Origin of the sequence: Cycloclasticus sp., assembly GCF_019090545.1 — a bacterium.
Taxonomy (GTDB): domain Bacteria; phylum Pseudomonadota; class Gammaproteobacteria; order Methylococcales; family Cycloclasticaceae; genus Cycloclasticus; species Cycloclasticus pugetii.
The window spans coordinates 76131-92286 of the sequence record NZ_JAHRVT010000030.1; the positions used below are offsets into that span (position 1 = coordinate 76131).

The 16156-nt window shown below is 41.2% G+C and carries 18 protein-coding genes; 5 read left to right on the plus strand and 13 right to left on the minus strand.

Annotated elements, in window-relative coordinates:
* Nucleotides 1–4: 4 nt before the first annotated feature.
* From coaD to KUG63_RS06995, 4 genes are read right to left on the minus strand one after another with little or no spacing between them, the layout of a single operon-like run.
* Nucleotides 5–484, minus strand: coding sequence for a pantetheine-phosphate adenylyltransferase (coaD, locus tag KUG63_RS06980; protein WP_016390578.1), 480 nt, complete (start codon nt 482–484; stop codon nt 5–7).
* A complete protein-coding gene (gene rsmD, locus KUG63_RS06985) occupies nt 477–1058 on the minus strand; it encodes a 16S rRNA (guanine(966)-N(2))-methyltransferase RsmD (RefSeq protein ID WP_020932133.1) in 582 nt (193 codons plus the stop codon). The genes coaD and rsmD overlap by 8 nt, the downstream gene beginning before the upstream one ends.
* Nucleotides 1058–2377 (minus strand): M16 family metallopeptidase, encoded by a 1320-nt coding sequence (locus tag KUG63_RS06990; RefSeq protein WP_020932132.1) that lies wholly within the window; start codon nt 2375–2377, stop codon nt 1058–1060. Before KUG63_RS06990 ends, rsmD begins: the two co-directional genes overlap by 1 nt.
* Nucleotides 2367–3719 carry a M16 family metallopeptidase gene (locus KUG63_RS06995; RefSeq protein ID WP_016390576.1) on the minus strand — a complete coding sequence of 451 codons (1353 nt, stop codon included), beginning with the start codon at nt 3717–3719 and terminating at the stop codon, nt 2367–2369. The genes KUG63_RS06990 and KUG63_RS06995 overlap by 11 nt, the downstream gene beginning before the upstream one ends.
* A 76-nt stretch (nt 3720–3795) precedes the next feature.
* Here KUG63_RS06995 and ftsY point away from each other — a divergent pair, with 76 nt between their 5' ends.
* The 4 genes from ftsY to rpoH all read left to right on the plus strand — a co-directional run bounded on the left by ftsY (nt 3796) and on the right by rpoH (nt 7389).
* Nucleotides 3796–4794, plus strand: coding sequence for a signal recognition particle-docking protein FtsY (gene ftsY, locus KUG63_RS07000; protein WP_016390575.1), 999 nt, complete (start codon nt 3796–3798; stop codon nt 4792–4794).
* A 5-nt stretch (nt 4795–4799) separates the two neighbouring features.
* Nucleotides 4800–5462: a cell division ATP-binding protein FtsE gene (ftsE, locus tag KUG63_RS07005; protein ID WP_015006612.1), complete on the plus strand. Its 663-nt coding sequence runs from the start codon at nt 4800–4802 to the stop codon at nt 5460–5462.
* A complete protein-coding gene (ftsX, locus tag KUG63_RS07010; RefSeq protein ID WP_287554519.1) occupies nt 5455–6414 on the plus strand; it encodes a permease-like cell division protein FtsX in 960 nt (319 codons plus the stop codon). Before ftsE ends, ftsX begins: the two co-directional genes overlap by 8 nt.
* A 105-nt stretch (nt 6415–6519) precedes the next feature.
* The gene (gene rpoH / locus KUG63_RS07015) at nt 6520–7389 is read left to right on the plus strand and encodes an RNA polymerase sigma factor RpoH (RefSeq protein WP_015006614.1); all 870 of its coding nucleotides are present in this window, start codon (nt 6520–6522) and stop codon (nt 7387–7389) included.
* 22 nt (nt 7390–7411) lie between these two features.
* Here rpoH and KUG63_RS07020 read toward each other — a convergent pair whose 3' ends face one another.
* From KUG63_RS07020 to KUG63_RS07040, 5 genes are all read right to left on the minus strand, one after another.
* A complete protein-coding gene (locus KUG63_RS07020) occupies nt 7412–7936 on the minus strand; it encodes a TIGR02281 family clan AA aspartic protease (protein WP_287554520.1) in 525 nt (174 codons plus the stop codon).
* 98 nt (nt 7937–8034) lie between these two features.
* Entirely contained in the window at nt 8035–8925 is an 891-nt protein-coding gene (gene cyoE / locus KUG63_RS07025; protein ID WP_020932131.1) for a heme o synthase, read from the minus strand.
* Between the two features lie 14 nt (nt 8926–8939).
* Nucleotides 8940–9914: a COX15/CtaA family protein gene (locus tag KUG63_RS07030; protein ID WP_287554522.1), complete on the minus strand. Its 975-nt coding sequence runs from the start codon at nt 9912–9914 to the stop codon at nt 8940–8942.
* A gap of 4 nt (nt 9915–9918) precedes the next feature.
* The gene (locus KUG63_RS07035) at nt 9919–10497 is read right to left on the minus strand and encodes a hypothetical protein (RefSeq protein ID WP_287554524.1); all 579 of its coding nucleotides are present in this window, start codon (nt 10495–10497) and stop codon (nt 9919–9921) included.
* Nucleotides 10490–11155: an SURF1 family protein gene (locus KUG63_RS07040; RefSeq protein ID WP_236886361.1), complete on the minus strand. Its 666-nt coding sequence runs from the start codon at nt 11153–11155 to the stop codon at nt 10490–10492. Before KUG63_RS07040 ends, KUG63_RS07035 begins: the two co-directional genes overlap by 8 nt.
* Nucleotides 11156–11279: 124 nt before the next feature.
* On the opposite strand from KUG63_RS07040, the gene KUG63_RS11880 reads away from it, so the two are divergent.
* Entirely contained in the window at nt 11280–11528 is a 249-nt protein-coding gene (locus tag KUG63_RS11880; protein WP_020932129.1) for a DUF2909 domain-containing protein, read from the plus strand.
* Nucleotides 11529–11579: 51 nt separating this feature from the next.
* Here the strand turns inward: KUG63_RS11880 and KUG63_RS07045 are convergent, their stop codons facing one another.
* The 4 genes from KUG63_RS07045 to bioD all read right to left on the minus strand — a co-directional run bounded on the left by KUG63_RS07045 (nt 11580) and on the right by bioD (nt 16154).
* Entirely contained in the window at nt 11580–12443 is an 864-nt protein-coding gene (locus KUG63_RS07045) for a cytochrome c oxidase subunit 3 (RefSeq protein ID WP_015006621.1), read from the minus strand.
* Between the two features lie 161 nt (nt 12444–12604).
* Nucleotides 12605–14185, minus strand: coding sequence for a cytochrome c oxidase subunit I (ctaD, locus tag KUG63_RS07050; protein ID WP_020162567.1), 1581 nt, complete (start codon nt 14183–14185; stop codon nt 12605–12607).
* Between the two features lie 12 nt (nt 14186–14197).
* Nucleotides 14198–15049 (minus strand): cytochrome c oxidase subunit II, encoded by an 852-nt coding sequence (coxB, locus tag KUG63_RS07055; RefSeq protein WP_015006623.1) that lies wholly within the window; start codon nt 15047–15049, stop codon nt 14198–14200.
* Nucleotides 15050–15455: 406 nt separating this feature from the next.
* The gene (gene bioD, locus KUG63_RS07060; protein ID WP_287554527.1) at nt 15456–16154 is read right to left on the minus strand and encodes a dethiobiotin synthase; all 699 of its coding nucleotides are present in this window, start codon (nt 16152–16154) and stop codon (nt 15456–15458) included.
* Nucleotides 16155–16156 lie beyond the last annotated feature (2 nt).

Consider the following 16156-nt stretch of genomic DNA (forward strand, 5'->3'; position numbering starts at 1 on the left):
TTTTCTAATTCACCTTAGCTAAAATAGCTTTTTCAATCTCACGCGGAACAAAATCACTGACCTGCCCACCAAGCCGTGCAATATCGCGTACCAAGGTTGAGGAAACATCACACCAGTCAGGGTCGGTTGTTAAAAATACCGTTTCTAATGCTGGCATCATTTTTTTATTCATACCTGCCATTTGTGATTCATATTCAAAATCCGCAATGCTGCGAATGCCTCTAACAACAATATTGGCTTTATGTTCTTTTGCTAAATCAACCAGCAGGCCATCAAAAAACACCACGTCAATATTGTCATATTCACATAATGCTTGTTTTGCCATATCCAAACGCTCTTGGCTTTCAAATAAAGGTGACTTACCTGCACTTTTTGCAACCGCCACCACTATCGTATCGAATAATTTGCTGGCTCGCTGGATACTATTAATGTGTCCATTTGTCATCGGATCAAACGTACCAGGGTAAATTGCTTTTTTAATCATTTGCTTCTCGGTGATATAGGTAATAGGCCACTTGACCTGTTTTTTTTTGTCGGTGCTCTGTCCAGTTTTTTGGCAGAAAATCTAAATTTAGCGCGTTTTCGCATTCCAAATAAATAACAGCATCATCCGATAAGCAGCCACTTTCTTCAAGCCGTTTCACGCATTCACTAAGTTCACCTTGCTTAAACGGTGGGTCAAGAAAAACAACATCAAATAGCGCATCTGTTTGTTTACGCTTATCGTTTAAAACATCCAACGCCATTCGTTGCATTAATTGAATATTATCTGCTTTTATCAGTTCTTTATTCGTCCTTAGTGCCTTTATTGCCTTAATATCTTTTTCCACCATTAAAACAGAACTCGCACCACGCGATGCCGCCTCAAACCCTAATGCACCACTACCTGCATATAAATCTAAACAATTAGCTTGCGGTAAGTAAGGTTGCAACCAGTTAAATAGCGTTTCACGAATTGGGTCTGTAGTTGGACGCAAACCGTCAATACTAGGAAATTCGAGTTTACGCCCTCGCCATTGTCCACCAATGATACGAACACGGTTTCCCTTAGCAGCCATTAATCTTTTTGTACGACAGATTGGCCAGCAGTTACCATGACCATTTTTTCCATCTTCAGATGTCTTTGGAAAGCTTGTTTTATTTGCTGCTGTGTGACCGCTTCTATTTTCTGCATATAGCTATTTAAATAATTTAAGGGCGCACCACTAACAACGATTCTCACCACATTTCCTAACAATTTTTTATTGCTGTCTAACTTAAGCGCGAAGCCCCCTATGATATTTTTCTTAGCGGCCATTAGCTCTTCATCTGTTGGTCCGTCCTGTATAAAAGTTCGCAACGTTTGTTTAACAGCCATTGACGCTTCCTTTGCTTTTTCATTACGTGTCTGTAGGCCCATTACAAATGGCCCCTTTTGAATCATCGGGTGAAAATAACTGTAGGCACTGTAGGCCAGCCCTCTTTCTTCACGAATTTCTTTAACAATGCGTGAGCTAAACCCGCTGCCACCGAGAATATGGTTACCCACATACAATGGAAAGTAGTCTGGATCATTATGCTGTAATACCGGCAAACCATACAGTAAGTGCGTCTGCTCAGATGGATATTCTAGATGAATAACCTTACCTTTTTGCGGCGTCAGCACCGCTTCAATCGGCGCCGCTTTTTTACCCGCTAACAAATCAACCACCAACTCCTCCACCATGCGTTCGGCCTGATCACGCGAAATACCGCCGACTAAAACAACCGCAAGGTTATTGGCTACATAATACTGCCGATAAAACTGCTTTAAGTCGTTAACTTGAATCTCTTTCACCGTACTTTCGACACCTTGTATTGCATGCGAATAAGGGTGGTTTTTATATATTTCTTGGTAGAGCGCCAATTGCCCCAGTACTCCCGGTGACTCTTGGCGCTGCTTAATCCCCAGTAATGTACGAGCCTTAATTCGATTAAAGTCCTGCAGAGGAAAGCTCGGTTTGCTTAATACTGCTTTCAATAACTGCCACGAGGTTTGTAGCGCTTTTTCATCTGTTAAGCTTCGGTAACTAATTGTTGTTAAGTCACGCGATGTTGATGCGCTGAGTTGCGCCCCAACACTGTCTAGTCGCTCTGCAATATCTTGCGCATTAAGCCCCGCTGCACCTTGAGTCAGTAAAGCACTGGTTAACGCTGCCACGCCATTTTTATCTCCGTCCGCTGAACTGCCTGCCCGCAAGACTAGTTGTGCGTCTAAAATTGGCAACCCTTCAGTTGGCACAAAATATACCTGAACGCCGTTATTTGTTTGCCAATGTTGAATACTTGGGAGAGCCAGCGATAACGGGCTGAGTAACAACAGAACACTACTGACTATAACCTTTATTTTAATTTTCATTAGCGTCCCCCATCGGCAGCATATGAACGACTGTTAAATGATCTTCAATCAAATATTGTTGTGCAACGGCACGAACTTGCTCAGCCGTCACAGCGTTTACTTTTTCAACATAATCATGCGCTTTTTGCCAACCAACACCTACAGTTTCAAGCATACCCAACTGCATCGCCTGATAAAAATTGGAATCTTTTTCATACACCGATGCCGCTATCACTTGCGCTTTAACCCTGTTCAATTCTTTTTCCTCAATTAAATCCGTTTGCAAGTTTGCTATTTGCTCCACTAAGGCCTCCTCAAGCTGTTGAATGCTTTTATCTGCAGCCGGCGCACCATCAAACAAAAACAATGTCGGTAGCCGAGCATTCATGTCGTACCCTGCACTGGCACTGGAGGCAACTTGAGAACCCCGTACTAAATTTGAGGGCAATCGTGCACTACTACCGCCGCTTAAAATACCGGATAACACCTCTAATGCGTACACATCCTCTTCATTCTGCACAGTGTTGAGCACAGGTACTTTGTAGCCCATCAATAAATAAGGGACTTTAGCATTCTGCTTCACAATACTACGTCGCACACCCACCTGTGGCACTTCTGTTCTTTTTTTAACCGGCTTAAACGCGACCGCAGGAATAGGCTCAAAATATTGTTCTGCCAACTGAAAGACCTGCTCATGCTGAACATCACCGACAACCACCAGTGTTGCGTTATTTGGCGAATACCACTGTTTATACCAAACCGCTAAATCCTCTAGTTCCATATCTTTTAAGTCCTGCATCCAACCAATGATAGGGTTTCGATAGGGACTACTGGTGTAAGCCAGTGCTTTAAAGTATTCGTACGCCTGACCTCGTGGTTTATCTTCAGTACGCATACGGCGCTCTTCCATAACCACTTGCAGCTCTTTGCTGAACTCCTTTTCTTGCAACTTTAAATTTTGCATCCGTTCTGCCTCAAGCCGCAGACTTACCTCAAGGCGTGAGGCCTCCATGGTTTGAAAATACGCCGTATAATCAGCACCGGTAAACGCGTTTTCACGACCGCCATTTTCAGCAATTATTTTAGAGAACTCACCCGGCTCTAGGTTTTCTGTTCCTTGAAACATCATATGTTCTAGTACGTGCGATACACCGGTAATACCATCATGTTCGTAACTGGCCCCTACTTTATACCAAATTTGCGACACCATAACGGGTGCTCGCCGATCTTCTTTAACCAACACTTTTAAGCCATTTTTTAGCACTTTTTCGTGTACCATATCAGGCAGAGTTTCTGGCGAAGCAAAACTGTTCAGCGAATAAACGATATTCAGAATAAAAAGTGCCACAAATAACTTCTTCATTTAGTTCTCACTTAACTTTAAAACGAATTTAGAATAGGGATTTTACGATAAAGTTCCCACCAATAGACACAATATCATGTTTGGATTTGGCAAAAAGAAAGATACCGACACAACTAAGCAGCCGCCTGTCGAAGAACCTAAAGAAGGTTTTTTTGGCCGCTTAAAAAACCAGTTAACAAAAACACGCAGCGGATTGACCGGTGGTTTAGGTAATTTATTTTTAGGGAAAAAACAAATCGACGACGATTTGTTTGAAGAATTAGAAATGTTACTGCTAACAGCTGATGTCGGCATTGAAGCCACTCAACACATCATTTCAAATTTAACTCAGCGAGTTGCGCGCAAGCAGCTAGCCGACCCACAGGCTCTCACCCAAGCACTTCAAGAAGAGATGCTATCGATCCTTGAGCCAAACCAACAAGCTTTAACCATTCCTGACAGTGACGGCCCTTTCGTTATCTTAGTGGTCGGCGTTAATGGCATGGGTAAAACGACGACCATTGGTAAACTGGCTAAACGTTTACAAGCCGAGGGCAAAAGTGTCATGTTAGCGGCTGGCGATACATTTAGGGCCGCTGCGATTGAACAATTACAAGAATGGGGGAAGCGTAACGACGTTGAGGTTGTTGCTCAACATACTGGGGCTGACTCTGCTTCGGTTATTTACGATGCCTTTGAGAAGGCAAAAGCGCGCAACATTGACGTCTTACTGGCAGACACTGCTGGCCGCCTACATACCCAAACAAACCTAATGAATGAGTTAAGCAAAATCAACCGTGTTATTAAAAAACTGGATGACAGCGCGCCACACGAAACCATGCTGGTTCTTGATGCAGGCACCGGACAAAATGCCCTCGCCCAAGCTAAGAATTTTGATAAAGCCACCCCACTAACTAGCATCACTCTTACGAAATTGGACGGCACCGCAAAAGGTGGTATTATTTTCGCCATTGCCAATCAATTCAAACTACCCATTCGTTTTATTGGTATTGGTGAAGGCATCAATGACCTACGTCCTTTTGATGCCGCCGAGTTCACCACGGCTCTATTTGAAAAATCTGAAACTGACCATTAGCGCTCATGCTTCAATTTATCAACGTCAGCAAACGTTACCCTGGTGGTGCCGATGCGCTTAAAAACGTTAATTTCGAGTTAGAAAAAGGCGAAATGGCCTTTCTTACCGGCCACTCTGGTGCGGGTAAAAGCACCTTGCTAAAACTTATCGCGATTCTTGAACGTAGCACGCAAGGTCAAGTGATGCTCGACAACCAAAACATTGGCCGCCTTTCCAAACGGCTTGTTCCCTATGCTCGGCGTAAAATTGGCATGATATTTCAAGATCATCGTTTACTGCATGACCGTACCGTTTTTGATAATGTCGCCTTACCTTTAATTATTGCTGGACTGGATCGTCATGAAATTCAACGCCGTGTTCGCGCAGCGTTAGATAAAGTCAATTTACTTGGAAAAGAAAAGCGCTACCCCATCACTTTGTCTGGCGGTGAGCAACAACGTATTGGTATTGCACGGGCAGTTGTTAATAGGCCGCCAATGATTTTAGCCGATGAACCAACAGGAAACTTAGACCCTGCTTTATCCGAAGAAATAATGCAATTGTTTGAACAGTTTAACCAAGTGGGCGTGACTGTACTGGTCGCAACTCATGATATTGCCCTTATTGAACGCATGAATTATCGAACATTAGTACTTTCTCAAGGTGAAATAGTGAGCAATCATGGCTAGTCGTCGACAAAACGTACAAAGACCTACTAGTCTATTTAGTTTACGTGCTTACGTGCTAATTCACTTGCATACTTTTTTTGCCAGCCTTGGTCGTTTTTCAAGAGCACCCTTTAACTTTATGATGACGGTCAGCGTCATTGCCATAACATTATCCCTGCCGTCTGGTTTATTAGTTTCTATTAACAACCTTCAATCACTTAGCGGCCAAATTGACTTAAACAACAATATTTCATTATTTCTTGATCAGTCGGTCAGCCTTGAGCAAGCGTCGAAACTCAGTCAGGCACTACATGAACATGATCAGATCACCCAATCGCTTTTAATTAGTAAGCAAGCAGCTCTAGAAGAGTTTCAGCAATATAGCGGATTTGGTTCAGCCATTAACGCACTTGACAGCAATCCATTACCGCATGTTATCCAAATCACCCCTATTATTCAGCTAAACAACCGTGAGGCACTAGAGGCCCTGGTTAATGAACTTAAACAACGAGCCGATATCGAACTGGTCCAACTGGATATGGGCTGGCTCGACCGGTTAAATGGCATCCTCAACATAGCCCAGCGTGGTGTTAGCATTATCACTGTATTACTGGGTTTTGCTGTACTCTTAATCGTTTGCAATACTATACGATTAGAACTGCAACATCGTCGTGATGAAATTGACATCACTCGACTAGTGGGTGCAACACGCAGTTTTATTATGCGCCCATTTATCTATAGTGGTTTTTGGTATGGTTTTCTGGGCGGTATTTTCGCTTGTTTACTGGTTAATTTATCTGTGTGGCTAATTGATGGTCCCACCAGTTCTTTATCTGCTTTATATAATAGCTCGTTCAGCCTTAGCTTTATGCCTTTAGGGCATGCTATTTTATGGGTTATTTTCTCTATCAGCCTTGGTATTATTGGTTCATGGCTGGTGGTTAGTCGATACTTATCAGAACTAGAAAACTGAGTATCATAAAGCCTTTAAATTGCTTTATAAAATGAACCTTTGTTATACTTGCTGGTCTTATATTGTGAGTGTTAAGTTATTCAAGCACACAAAAGGAGGGATAGTATGACTCATGCTTTAGCATTACCTAATCAATTATCAGCTGGATCTTTAGATGCTTATATAGCCTCTGTTTCCTCTGCGCCTGCGTTAACGGTAGAGCAAGAAAGAGATTTAGCAAATCGTTTACGAAATGAAAATGATTTAGAAGCTGCTCGCATGCTCGTTTTATCTCATATGCGTTATGTTATCCATATTGCCAAAAGCTATAGTGGCTATGGCCTTGCACTGCCAGATCTCATTCAAGAAGGTAGCATTGGCTTAATGAAAGCCGTTAAACGCTTTGACCCTGACATGGGGGTTCGTCTTGTCTCGTATGCCGTACACTGGATTAAATCTGAAATTCATGAATTTGTAATCAAAAACTGGCGTATTGTTAAAATTGCGACGACAAAAGCTCAGCGCAAACTGTTCTTCAACTTAAGAAAGCACAAAAAGAACCTAGCATGGCTAGACGAAAATGAAGCTGACGCTATTGCAAATGACCTGGGTGTCGATAAATCTGCCGTTTACGAAATGGAAAAGCGTTTGAGCAATTTTGATATGGCTTTTGACGGCCATCAAGATGACAACACAGAATCAGACGAATTGATTCATACGCCTGCGACATTTGTGACTAAAGAAGAACACGACCCTGCTACTTTACTAGAAACATACAACGAAGAGGCTCACGATGCTTCTCGCTTAAATACTGCCCTTAGCAACCTTGACGATAGAAGTCGATCAATTTTAGCAGAGCGCTGGTTAAGCGAAAAGAAATCAACTTTGCATGAGTTAGCAGATAAATATCAAGTCTCTGCTGAACGTATTCGTCAATTAGAAAAAAATGCGATGAATAAGGTAAAGCAAGAATTAATTGAGTATAGAGCCTCTTAAAACCGCCTAAAGCCCAAGAATATCACCTTGGCTTTAGGCGTAGAGTCAGCTGTTTCCCGACTTGTATCATCTCGACCTGCTTTAAAAAACTCATCCCTAATAAAACAACCTCACCATCCATATGTGGGTTGATATGTGCCGCAACATTTTTTAGTTCAATCGACCCAAGACTAACCGACTCAAGCGTAACCCGATACACCACAATATCACCATTGGCGGTTCGCGTTCTTTGCGGGTAACCTTCTGGCAATCGCATCTGTTTAGCAACTTTAGCGGGAACACTGATATTGGTCGCTCCAGTATCCAAAACAAACATAACCCAATGACCATTCAATTTGCCATTCGCTACATAATGACCTTGTTTATTTTGTTGTAGCATTACCTCAGCCACACCATCCAAGTCATAGATAACATCAGGGCGCTCGTTGGGGTTCGCTTGCAAGTCAAGGTATCGATCGAAGCCTATCACTAACATGGCTAAAAGGCCCAACCATGTTAGCCAAACCATTATTTTTGAAAGCTTAGTATTCGGTTCTACACTTTTCATTAGCAAATATTACACACACTTACGGCTCACCGCATTATGACAGGTAGTTATTTAACTCGCTGTATGTGTAACGGTATTAAATATTTTGCCTATTTAAATCAAAGATAATGATCAATAAGTAAGGCGGCGAATAACAGCATTAAATATAGAATTGAGTATTTAAATGCTTTCATTGCAATAATGTCATCAGCTGTTTTCTTAAGCAGCACCGCATAATATAAAAAACCGAAACCTAAGCCGATAGCACTAACCAAATAGAGCATGCCACTCATGCCTGTCAAATACGGCAATAAACTCACTAATATTAATAAAACCGTATAAAAAACAATGTGTAACCTAGTAAATTCGGCGCCATGAGTCACCGGTAACATCGGAATATCTGCTTTAGCGTATTCCTCTCTTCGCGCAACAGCCAGTGCCCAAAAATGTGGCGGCGTCCAAATAAAAATAATTAGGAATAACAATAAAGCATGTGGGTCAATTGTCGATGTAACCGCACTCCAGCCCAATACAGGAGGCGCTGCACCCGCAGCACCACCAATAACAATGTTTTGCGGTGTAGCATGCTTCAAATAAACGGTATAAATAACTGCATAACCAATTAATGAAAGAAAGGTTAAAAAGGCCGTTAACTCATTTACCAGAAAGATTAGCACTAGCATTGCAATAGCACCAATCGTAAAGGCAAATCCAAGCACCTGTGTACCGTTCAAATCCCCATGTGGTAATGGTCGCCCTTTTGTACGAGCCATTTTGGCATCAAATTTTTGATCTAGGTAATGGTTAATCGCTGCTGCTGAAGATGCTGCCAAACCAATTCCAATCGTGCCGAATACCAATGGTTGCCAAGGCACCATGCCCGGCACTGCTAAAAACATTCCAACCACTGCTGTAAAAATAATCAGCAGGACTACCTTAGGCTTACATAATTCGTAATAGCTTTTCCAACTAATAGTGTTAGTTGAATCATTAATCATCTGTTCACTCAAAATATAACCCTAAATTATAGTACTGGCTTACCAAGCCTAAATCTTACATACACTACACTTAATAAAAGTAATGCTGCTACTGCATTATGCGCGACAGCAACGTGTAGAGGCAAATTTAGCAACACATTTAATATGCCCAGCATTACTTGCATAAATAATAGAGCACCAAGCATTATTGCTTCTTTGATGGCACTTAAACGGATCAGTAAATATATCAAGAAACTAAATAATATAGTCGTTATTAAGGCGCCTATACGATGCACCCAGTGTATAGCTGCACGCGCTTCATTACTTAACACACCAAACTCATAGTCCACACCTAAGCCACGCCATAACACAAACCCTTCTTTATAATCCACAGCTGGGGTCCAGCTAGTACCAAAGCATGTCGGAAAGTCTGGGCAAGCCAACGCTGCGTAGTTTGTACTTGTCCAGCCGCCTAAGGCAATTTGCACGACTAGTACTAACAGAGCAACTGATGTAACACCCCTGACAGTGTTTTTTTTGTCTGTCTGTGCCAACCGTTTTGTCTGAATACGCAGCAACAGCAACAATAACAAACTAAGTGTTGCTAACCCACCGAGCAAATGACTCATAACAATCGCCGGTTTAACCAACAAAGTTACTGTCCACATTCCAAGCGCCCCTTGAAACATAACTAACAATAATAATAACGTCGTTAAGCCTCGCTGACCAAGCTCTGGTCGCCTCCAAGCCATAATCGTTAATATTAGTATGACAAGACCTAAGCCACTAGCAAAGTAACGGTGTATCATTTCCTTCCACGCTTTAGATACCTCTAGAGGGCGCTCAGGGTAATGCTCAGCGGCATGCGCAACACCTTCATGCGATTCGTCGACAATGAGGCTTCCGTAGCAGCCAGGCCAGTCTGGGCAACCTAGCCCTGCATCTGATAAGCGAACATATGCGCCCAATACAACGACAAACAAGGCCAAGAGTATTGCAAAAATAGTTAAGTTTCTGAACATGTTATTAACCTATTTGGGAGGCCTTAAATAAAAGTTTAAGGTCTTTTTGAATACCATATGGGTCTGCGTCTTGCGAATATTTCATCATGATGTTCCCAAGAGGATCCAACAGCAACATATCACCATCGTTGATGTTTTTAACATTAGCTTGTAACTTTGCAAGATGCTGATCACTCCAACGTAATACGAACAACTCAGGAGCCTGTGAAAGAAACACATTATCTTGATGTTCGGATTTGTCTAAATATACTCTTTTTAATCGCTTCGCATCTTTGTTTAACAATACGTGCAGTTGTTGAACAATATGAACAGACTGTTTACACAATTCAGAACACTCCCCATCCGTATCAATATGCACAAGAACCCATCGCCCCTTCAATTCCTTGATCTCATCTTCTGAACCAACAAAGTAGTCACTTAATTCAGAAGGTATTGCTGGTACAATTAATTCACCATAGTTTTTAGTACTGCCACCGTCAAGCCATTGTGGATTATTGAACAATAGCCAGGCCGTTAAAACTGGCACAGCAAACATACTTGCAATAAATATAAGTTTAAGTCTATTTTTAATGACGTTATCCATTCTTTTTTCTACCTAGTTTTATGGTTAATACAAAATAAATAATGACCCAAGCCGTCGCTAAAGCAAACCATTGAAATGCGTAGCCATGGTGTTTTTGTGGGCCCATCTTCATTGGAACCCAACGACGATCATAGCCATTAGGTTCTTGTTGGTTTAATAACAGTTGATATGGCAAAACAGTATAACCTAAGCGTTCCGACACCTTATCGACATCAATTAATTGCGTTACCGAAGGCCAACCATTAGACAGTGTATCTGCTCCATCTAGCTTTATACCAACACTGGGGAAATGATCTAGTTTCCCACTAATTGTAACCCCATTAGCCGGTAAACTGACATTTGGTAAAATATCTCTAGTCGGTCCAGCAGGCACCCACCCTCGATTCAATAAAATTGCTTCTGAAGCATTTAATTTTAAAGGTGTTAATACAAAGTAGCCCTGTCGACCATCTTTCACTTGATTATCTATTAAAATTTGTTGATCTGTGTCTAACAAACCAGTTGCCTTAACTGGCCAGTAACGTAAGCCTTTATTAGCTCTCAACTGCAACGTTGACAACTCAACAGACTCCATGTTCATTCTGATGGACTGCAAATCTAATATATCTTGCTTTTCTTGAGCTCTATTAAGCTGCCAATTACCCAAACTTAGAAGCAATAACAAAACCAATATGGCAAGTATTGTTAAATATATATTCGCTTTGAATTGCATAATAAAATATTGTTAGTCTTTACACTAAGTTTAAATGACAATAGGAACATTATAATTTGAGAAATATGCAATGAACCCCTTCATTAAATACCTAATTGTTTTTACATTATGCGTCATTATTTACAGCCTCTTTAAAGCTTTCTACCATTTGTCTCGTAGAAAATCTTCCCCTAAAGAAGTGGTGAAGTCACTCGCAATACGAATTGGCCTATCATTAACGCTATTCATTTCATTATTATTATTTTCTTATCTTGGCTTTATTAAGCCTCATGCTGCCATACCCACCCAGCAAAGTAATCAACAACCATTAAATCAATGACAATAAAAAAGGCGCTATCTTGTAGCGCCTTTTTTAAATAAACCTCAGTCTCTATAGCCAATAGACAAAGACAAATAATCCCAACCAAACCACGTCAACAAAGTGCCAATACCAAGCCGCTGCTTCAAAAGCAAAGTGATTTTCTGGCGTGAAGTGTCCCTTCATGCTACGAAAAAGGATAACTGCGAGGATAATAGCACCCATTGATACATGAAACCCATGGAAACCAGTCAACATATAAAAAGTAGACCCATAAACGCCCGAAGCCATGGTTAAGTTCAAGTCATTATAACCGTGACTGTATTCAAGGGCCTGTAAAGCAACGAATACGAAGCCCAAAATAACCGTTAACGCCAATCCGATAATAAGTTGTTTACGTTTATTAGCAATTAAACCCCAATGTGCCCAAGTCACCGTCACACCACTTGTTAACAGAATAAGTGTGTTGATCGCTGGCAAACCCCATGGGCCCATTTTCTCATATTCACCACCTACATTTGCTGGTCCATTTGTTGGCCACATCGCCTCAAAGCCATCCCAAATATATTCATTGGTACTCGCTCCTGAGCCTTCGCCGCCTATCCAAGGCACTGAAAATGTTCGAATATAATACAAAGCACCAAAGAATGCGGCAAAAAACATTACTTCAGAAAAGATAAACCAAACCATGCCGCCACGAAAAGAAGCATCTTCATTGCTTTTATAAGCACCCGATTCACTTTCATTAATAACTTCGCCGAACCACCCAAACATCATATAAACCAAGACTAAAAAACCTACCGTCATGATAATAGATGCAGAAGGAGCATTATTTAGCTCGGCAGCAAAACCACCAAAAAATAACATCAAACCAATGGAGCCAATAATCGGCCATTTCGCATCGTGAGGTACGTAATACGCGTTTTCAGAAGACATAAATTTACCTATTCTAATTATTTATTCTGTAAGGAACATAAAAGAACCTAAATAAAAGCTTAATGCCATAGCGACCAAAATAGCCACTGTGATTAATTTTTTTTTGCGTTGTTCTTTCATATTAATAATGCGTCTAGCCCTTAAGCTAGACGCTCATACCTTTATTTAATTTCAGGTGCCGTTGAAAAACTATGATACGGCGCTGGAGAAGGCAATGTCCATTCAAGACCTTCAGCTCCTTCCCAAACTTGATCCGTTGCTTTTTCCCCGCCTTTGATTGTTTTATAAACAATGAAGCAGAAAAATACTTGCGACAGGCCAAAGGCAAAACCACCAATACTCGACCACATATTAAATTCTGCAAACTGAACTGAGTAATCAGGAATACGACGAGGCATTCCAGCAAGCCCTAAAAAGTGTTGAGGGAAGAACAATACATTCACAGATATCGTAGATAGCCAAAAGTGCCATTGGCCCATTTTTTCGCTATACATATTGCCTGTCCACTTTGGAATCCAATAATAAACAGATGCCATGATTGAATACACCGCACCGGTCACCAATACGTAATGGAAATGAGCGACAACAAAATAGGTGTCATGGTATTGAAAATCTGCAGGGGCAATCGCCAACATTAAGCCTGAGAACCCACCAATCGTAAACATAATGACAAAACCAATCGCAAATAACATGGGTGTTTCAAATGTCATCGAGCCTTTCCACATAGTGGAAATCCAGTTAAACACTTTCACCCCTGTTGGTACCGCAATCAACATCGTTGCGTACATGAAAAACAATTCACCTTGCAGCGGCAAGCCCACTGTGAACATGTGATGCGCCCAAACAATAAATGAAAGGAATGCGATCGACGAGGTCGCGTATACCATTGAGCTGTAACCAAATAGAGGCTTACGAGCAAACGTTGGAATAATCGCAGAAATGATACCAAAAGCTGGCAAAATCAAAATATACACTTCTGGATGACCAAAGAACCAGAAAATATGCTGGAACAACACAGGATCACCACCACCCGTTGCACTAAAGAACGTTGTATCGTAAAAACGATCTGTCAAAAGCATTGTGATTGCCCCTGCTAACACAGGCATTACGGCAATTAATAAATAAGCTGTAATGAACCAAGTCCATACAAATAAAGGCATTTTCATCAATGTCATGCCAGGAGCACGCATATTAAGGATGGTAACAATAACGTTTATAGCGCCCATCACAGATGAAATACCCATCATATGAATCGCAAAAATCATAAATGGAAAGCCGTTACCACCTTGTAGTACTAACGGTGGGTACATAGTCCAGCCACCTGCTGGCGCACCACCATCCATAAAGAATGTTGCCAATAGCATTGTAAATGCAAAAGGTAGTATCCAAAAACTCCAGTTATTCATCCTAGGTAATGCCATATCAGGGCCGCCAATCATAATGGGCAACATCCAATTGGCTAAACCCACAAAAGCCGGCATAACAGCACCAAAAATCATGACTAAAGCATGAACAGTTGTCATTTGATTAAAGAAGCCTGGATCAATAAATTGTAAACCTGGTTGAAATAATTCCAAGCGTATAACCATTGCCATTGCACCACCAACCATAAACATCACTAGTGCAAATACTAAATACAGTGTGCCAATGTCTTTATGGTTTGTTGTTGTTACCCAACGCATAAAGCCTTTTGCTGGACCATGATCGTGGTGATCATCATGTGAATCTATAACAGTCGCCATTATCTGAATCTCCTAATTATCTTTTAAGTCTCTTGGATTAAGCGCGTCAAGTGCTGCTATTTTCGCTCCCTTAACCCCTGATTTCTGTTCGGCTAACCACGCTGCATAATCTTCTTCAGATTTGACTTCAACAACGATAGGCATAAAACCATGGTCACGACCACATAACTCAGCACATTGACCTCGGTAAATACCTGGTTTATCCACTACAACCCAAGCTTCATTAATATAACCAGGGATCGCATCTTTCTTCCAGCCAAAATCTGGTACCCACCAAGAGTGGATAACATCACTTGCTGTTAATAAGAAACTTACTTTTTTGCCCACAGGCAGCACCAATGGGTTGTCGACATTTAACAAGTAATTCTCAACAGTGGCTGGATCAATTTCTGAACCAACTTGACGTGCTTCGTTACTGGCAACATCTAATGTGCTAAAGAAGTCTACGCCTTCACCGACATACTCATAACGCCATTTCCACTGGTAGCCGGTTACTTTGATTTTCATATCAGCTTCAGACGTGTCATGCATTTCAATCAACACTTTCGTCGCTGGAATAGCCATAACAATCAGAATGATGAATGGAATAATAGTCCACACCAATTCTGCCGCCATGCTTTCATGAAACTGTGATGCCACTGCACCGCGTGATTTACGGTGATAAATCATCGAATAAATCATCGCACCAAAAACAACCACGCCAATCGCTACACAGACCCATAGGATCAACATATGCAAATCATGAACTTGCTTGCTCGTCTCAGTTACACCCACCGGTAAATTCAACCCATAGTCCGCCTGGGCGATGCCTGACATCAACGTCAATACAGTGCCACCAGCAAAAAGTTGCTTTAGTTTAATCACAGAAACTGCCTCCCTTATTTTTTATCTTTCAAAACTAATTTGATATTGACACGATTAGCATTTTCAAATGTCGCATCACCAACTTTTCGTTTACTTTTAGTTACAAAAGCATCCGACCTCAATTTAATGTTACTACCTTGTAAGACAAGGTCTCTGGGCGTCAGTTATATAGTGACGTCTCCAGTAATATTTATTTAACAACTAACGATTTTACTTTTATCCGAGTGAGTTAGTTCTCCTTCACTCACTTAAAGATATACAAAGTAAAATCAATTAAAAATATATAGTATTTTCAGAATACCCATGAAAATCTGAGTGTTAGTGTCAGGCATTCTATCAATGACTTCTACCGACTTTACCCATTAATTTTCATCTATCCAAGCATAAGACAGTATGGCCTCGCAATTTAACGAAATTCAATCAAATAATCAAGTAGACCCTTTATCTTTCTTTGATCCACAGCACTCTTTTTTTCTTTATCTGGTTGATATTCAATATTGCCTATAAATTTAGATTTCATTCGCTGCTTTAATGTCCGTATATTTTCATTTATCTCCATAAACTGACCGTTTAGGTCATTACCGATCCAACCTGCAATCCGACACCCCTTGTTCAAAATTGCAGCCTCGGTCAATAACGCATGATTAATACACCCAAGCTTTAAACCAACGACTAGAATAACCGGAGCATTAAGCGCTAACGCCAAATCATCAAAACCAAGCTGATCATTTAGCGGAACCATCCAACCTCCGGCTCCCTCCACTATCACCATATCAGCTGCCAACTTATGTTTTGCGTAAACCGCCTCAATGTCTGGCAAGTTAATGACCATGTCTTCTTGTTCCGCCGCAATGTGCGGTGCTATGGCTGGTTCAAAACAATAAGGGTTTACATCCGAATAGCCGAGCCCTGCCGTAGATTCCAGCAATAAATCAATTGCGTCTTCATTTTTAAATTGACCATCCTGCCATGTAGCACCAGCAGCAACCGGCTTAAAACCAGACACCGTCAACTGACGCTCTGCTAAACCCCTTATTAAGGCAGCCGCGACATAAGTTTTTCCAACATCCGTATCGGTACCCGTAATAAAAAAACTCTTCAACATTA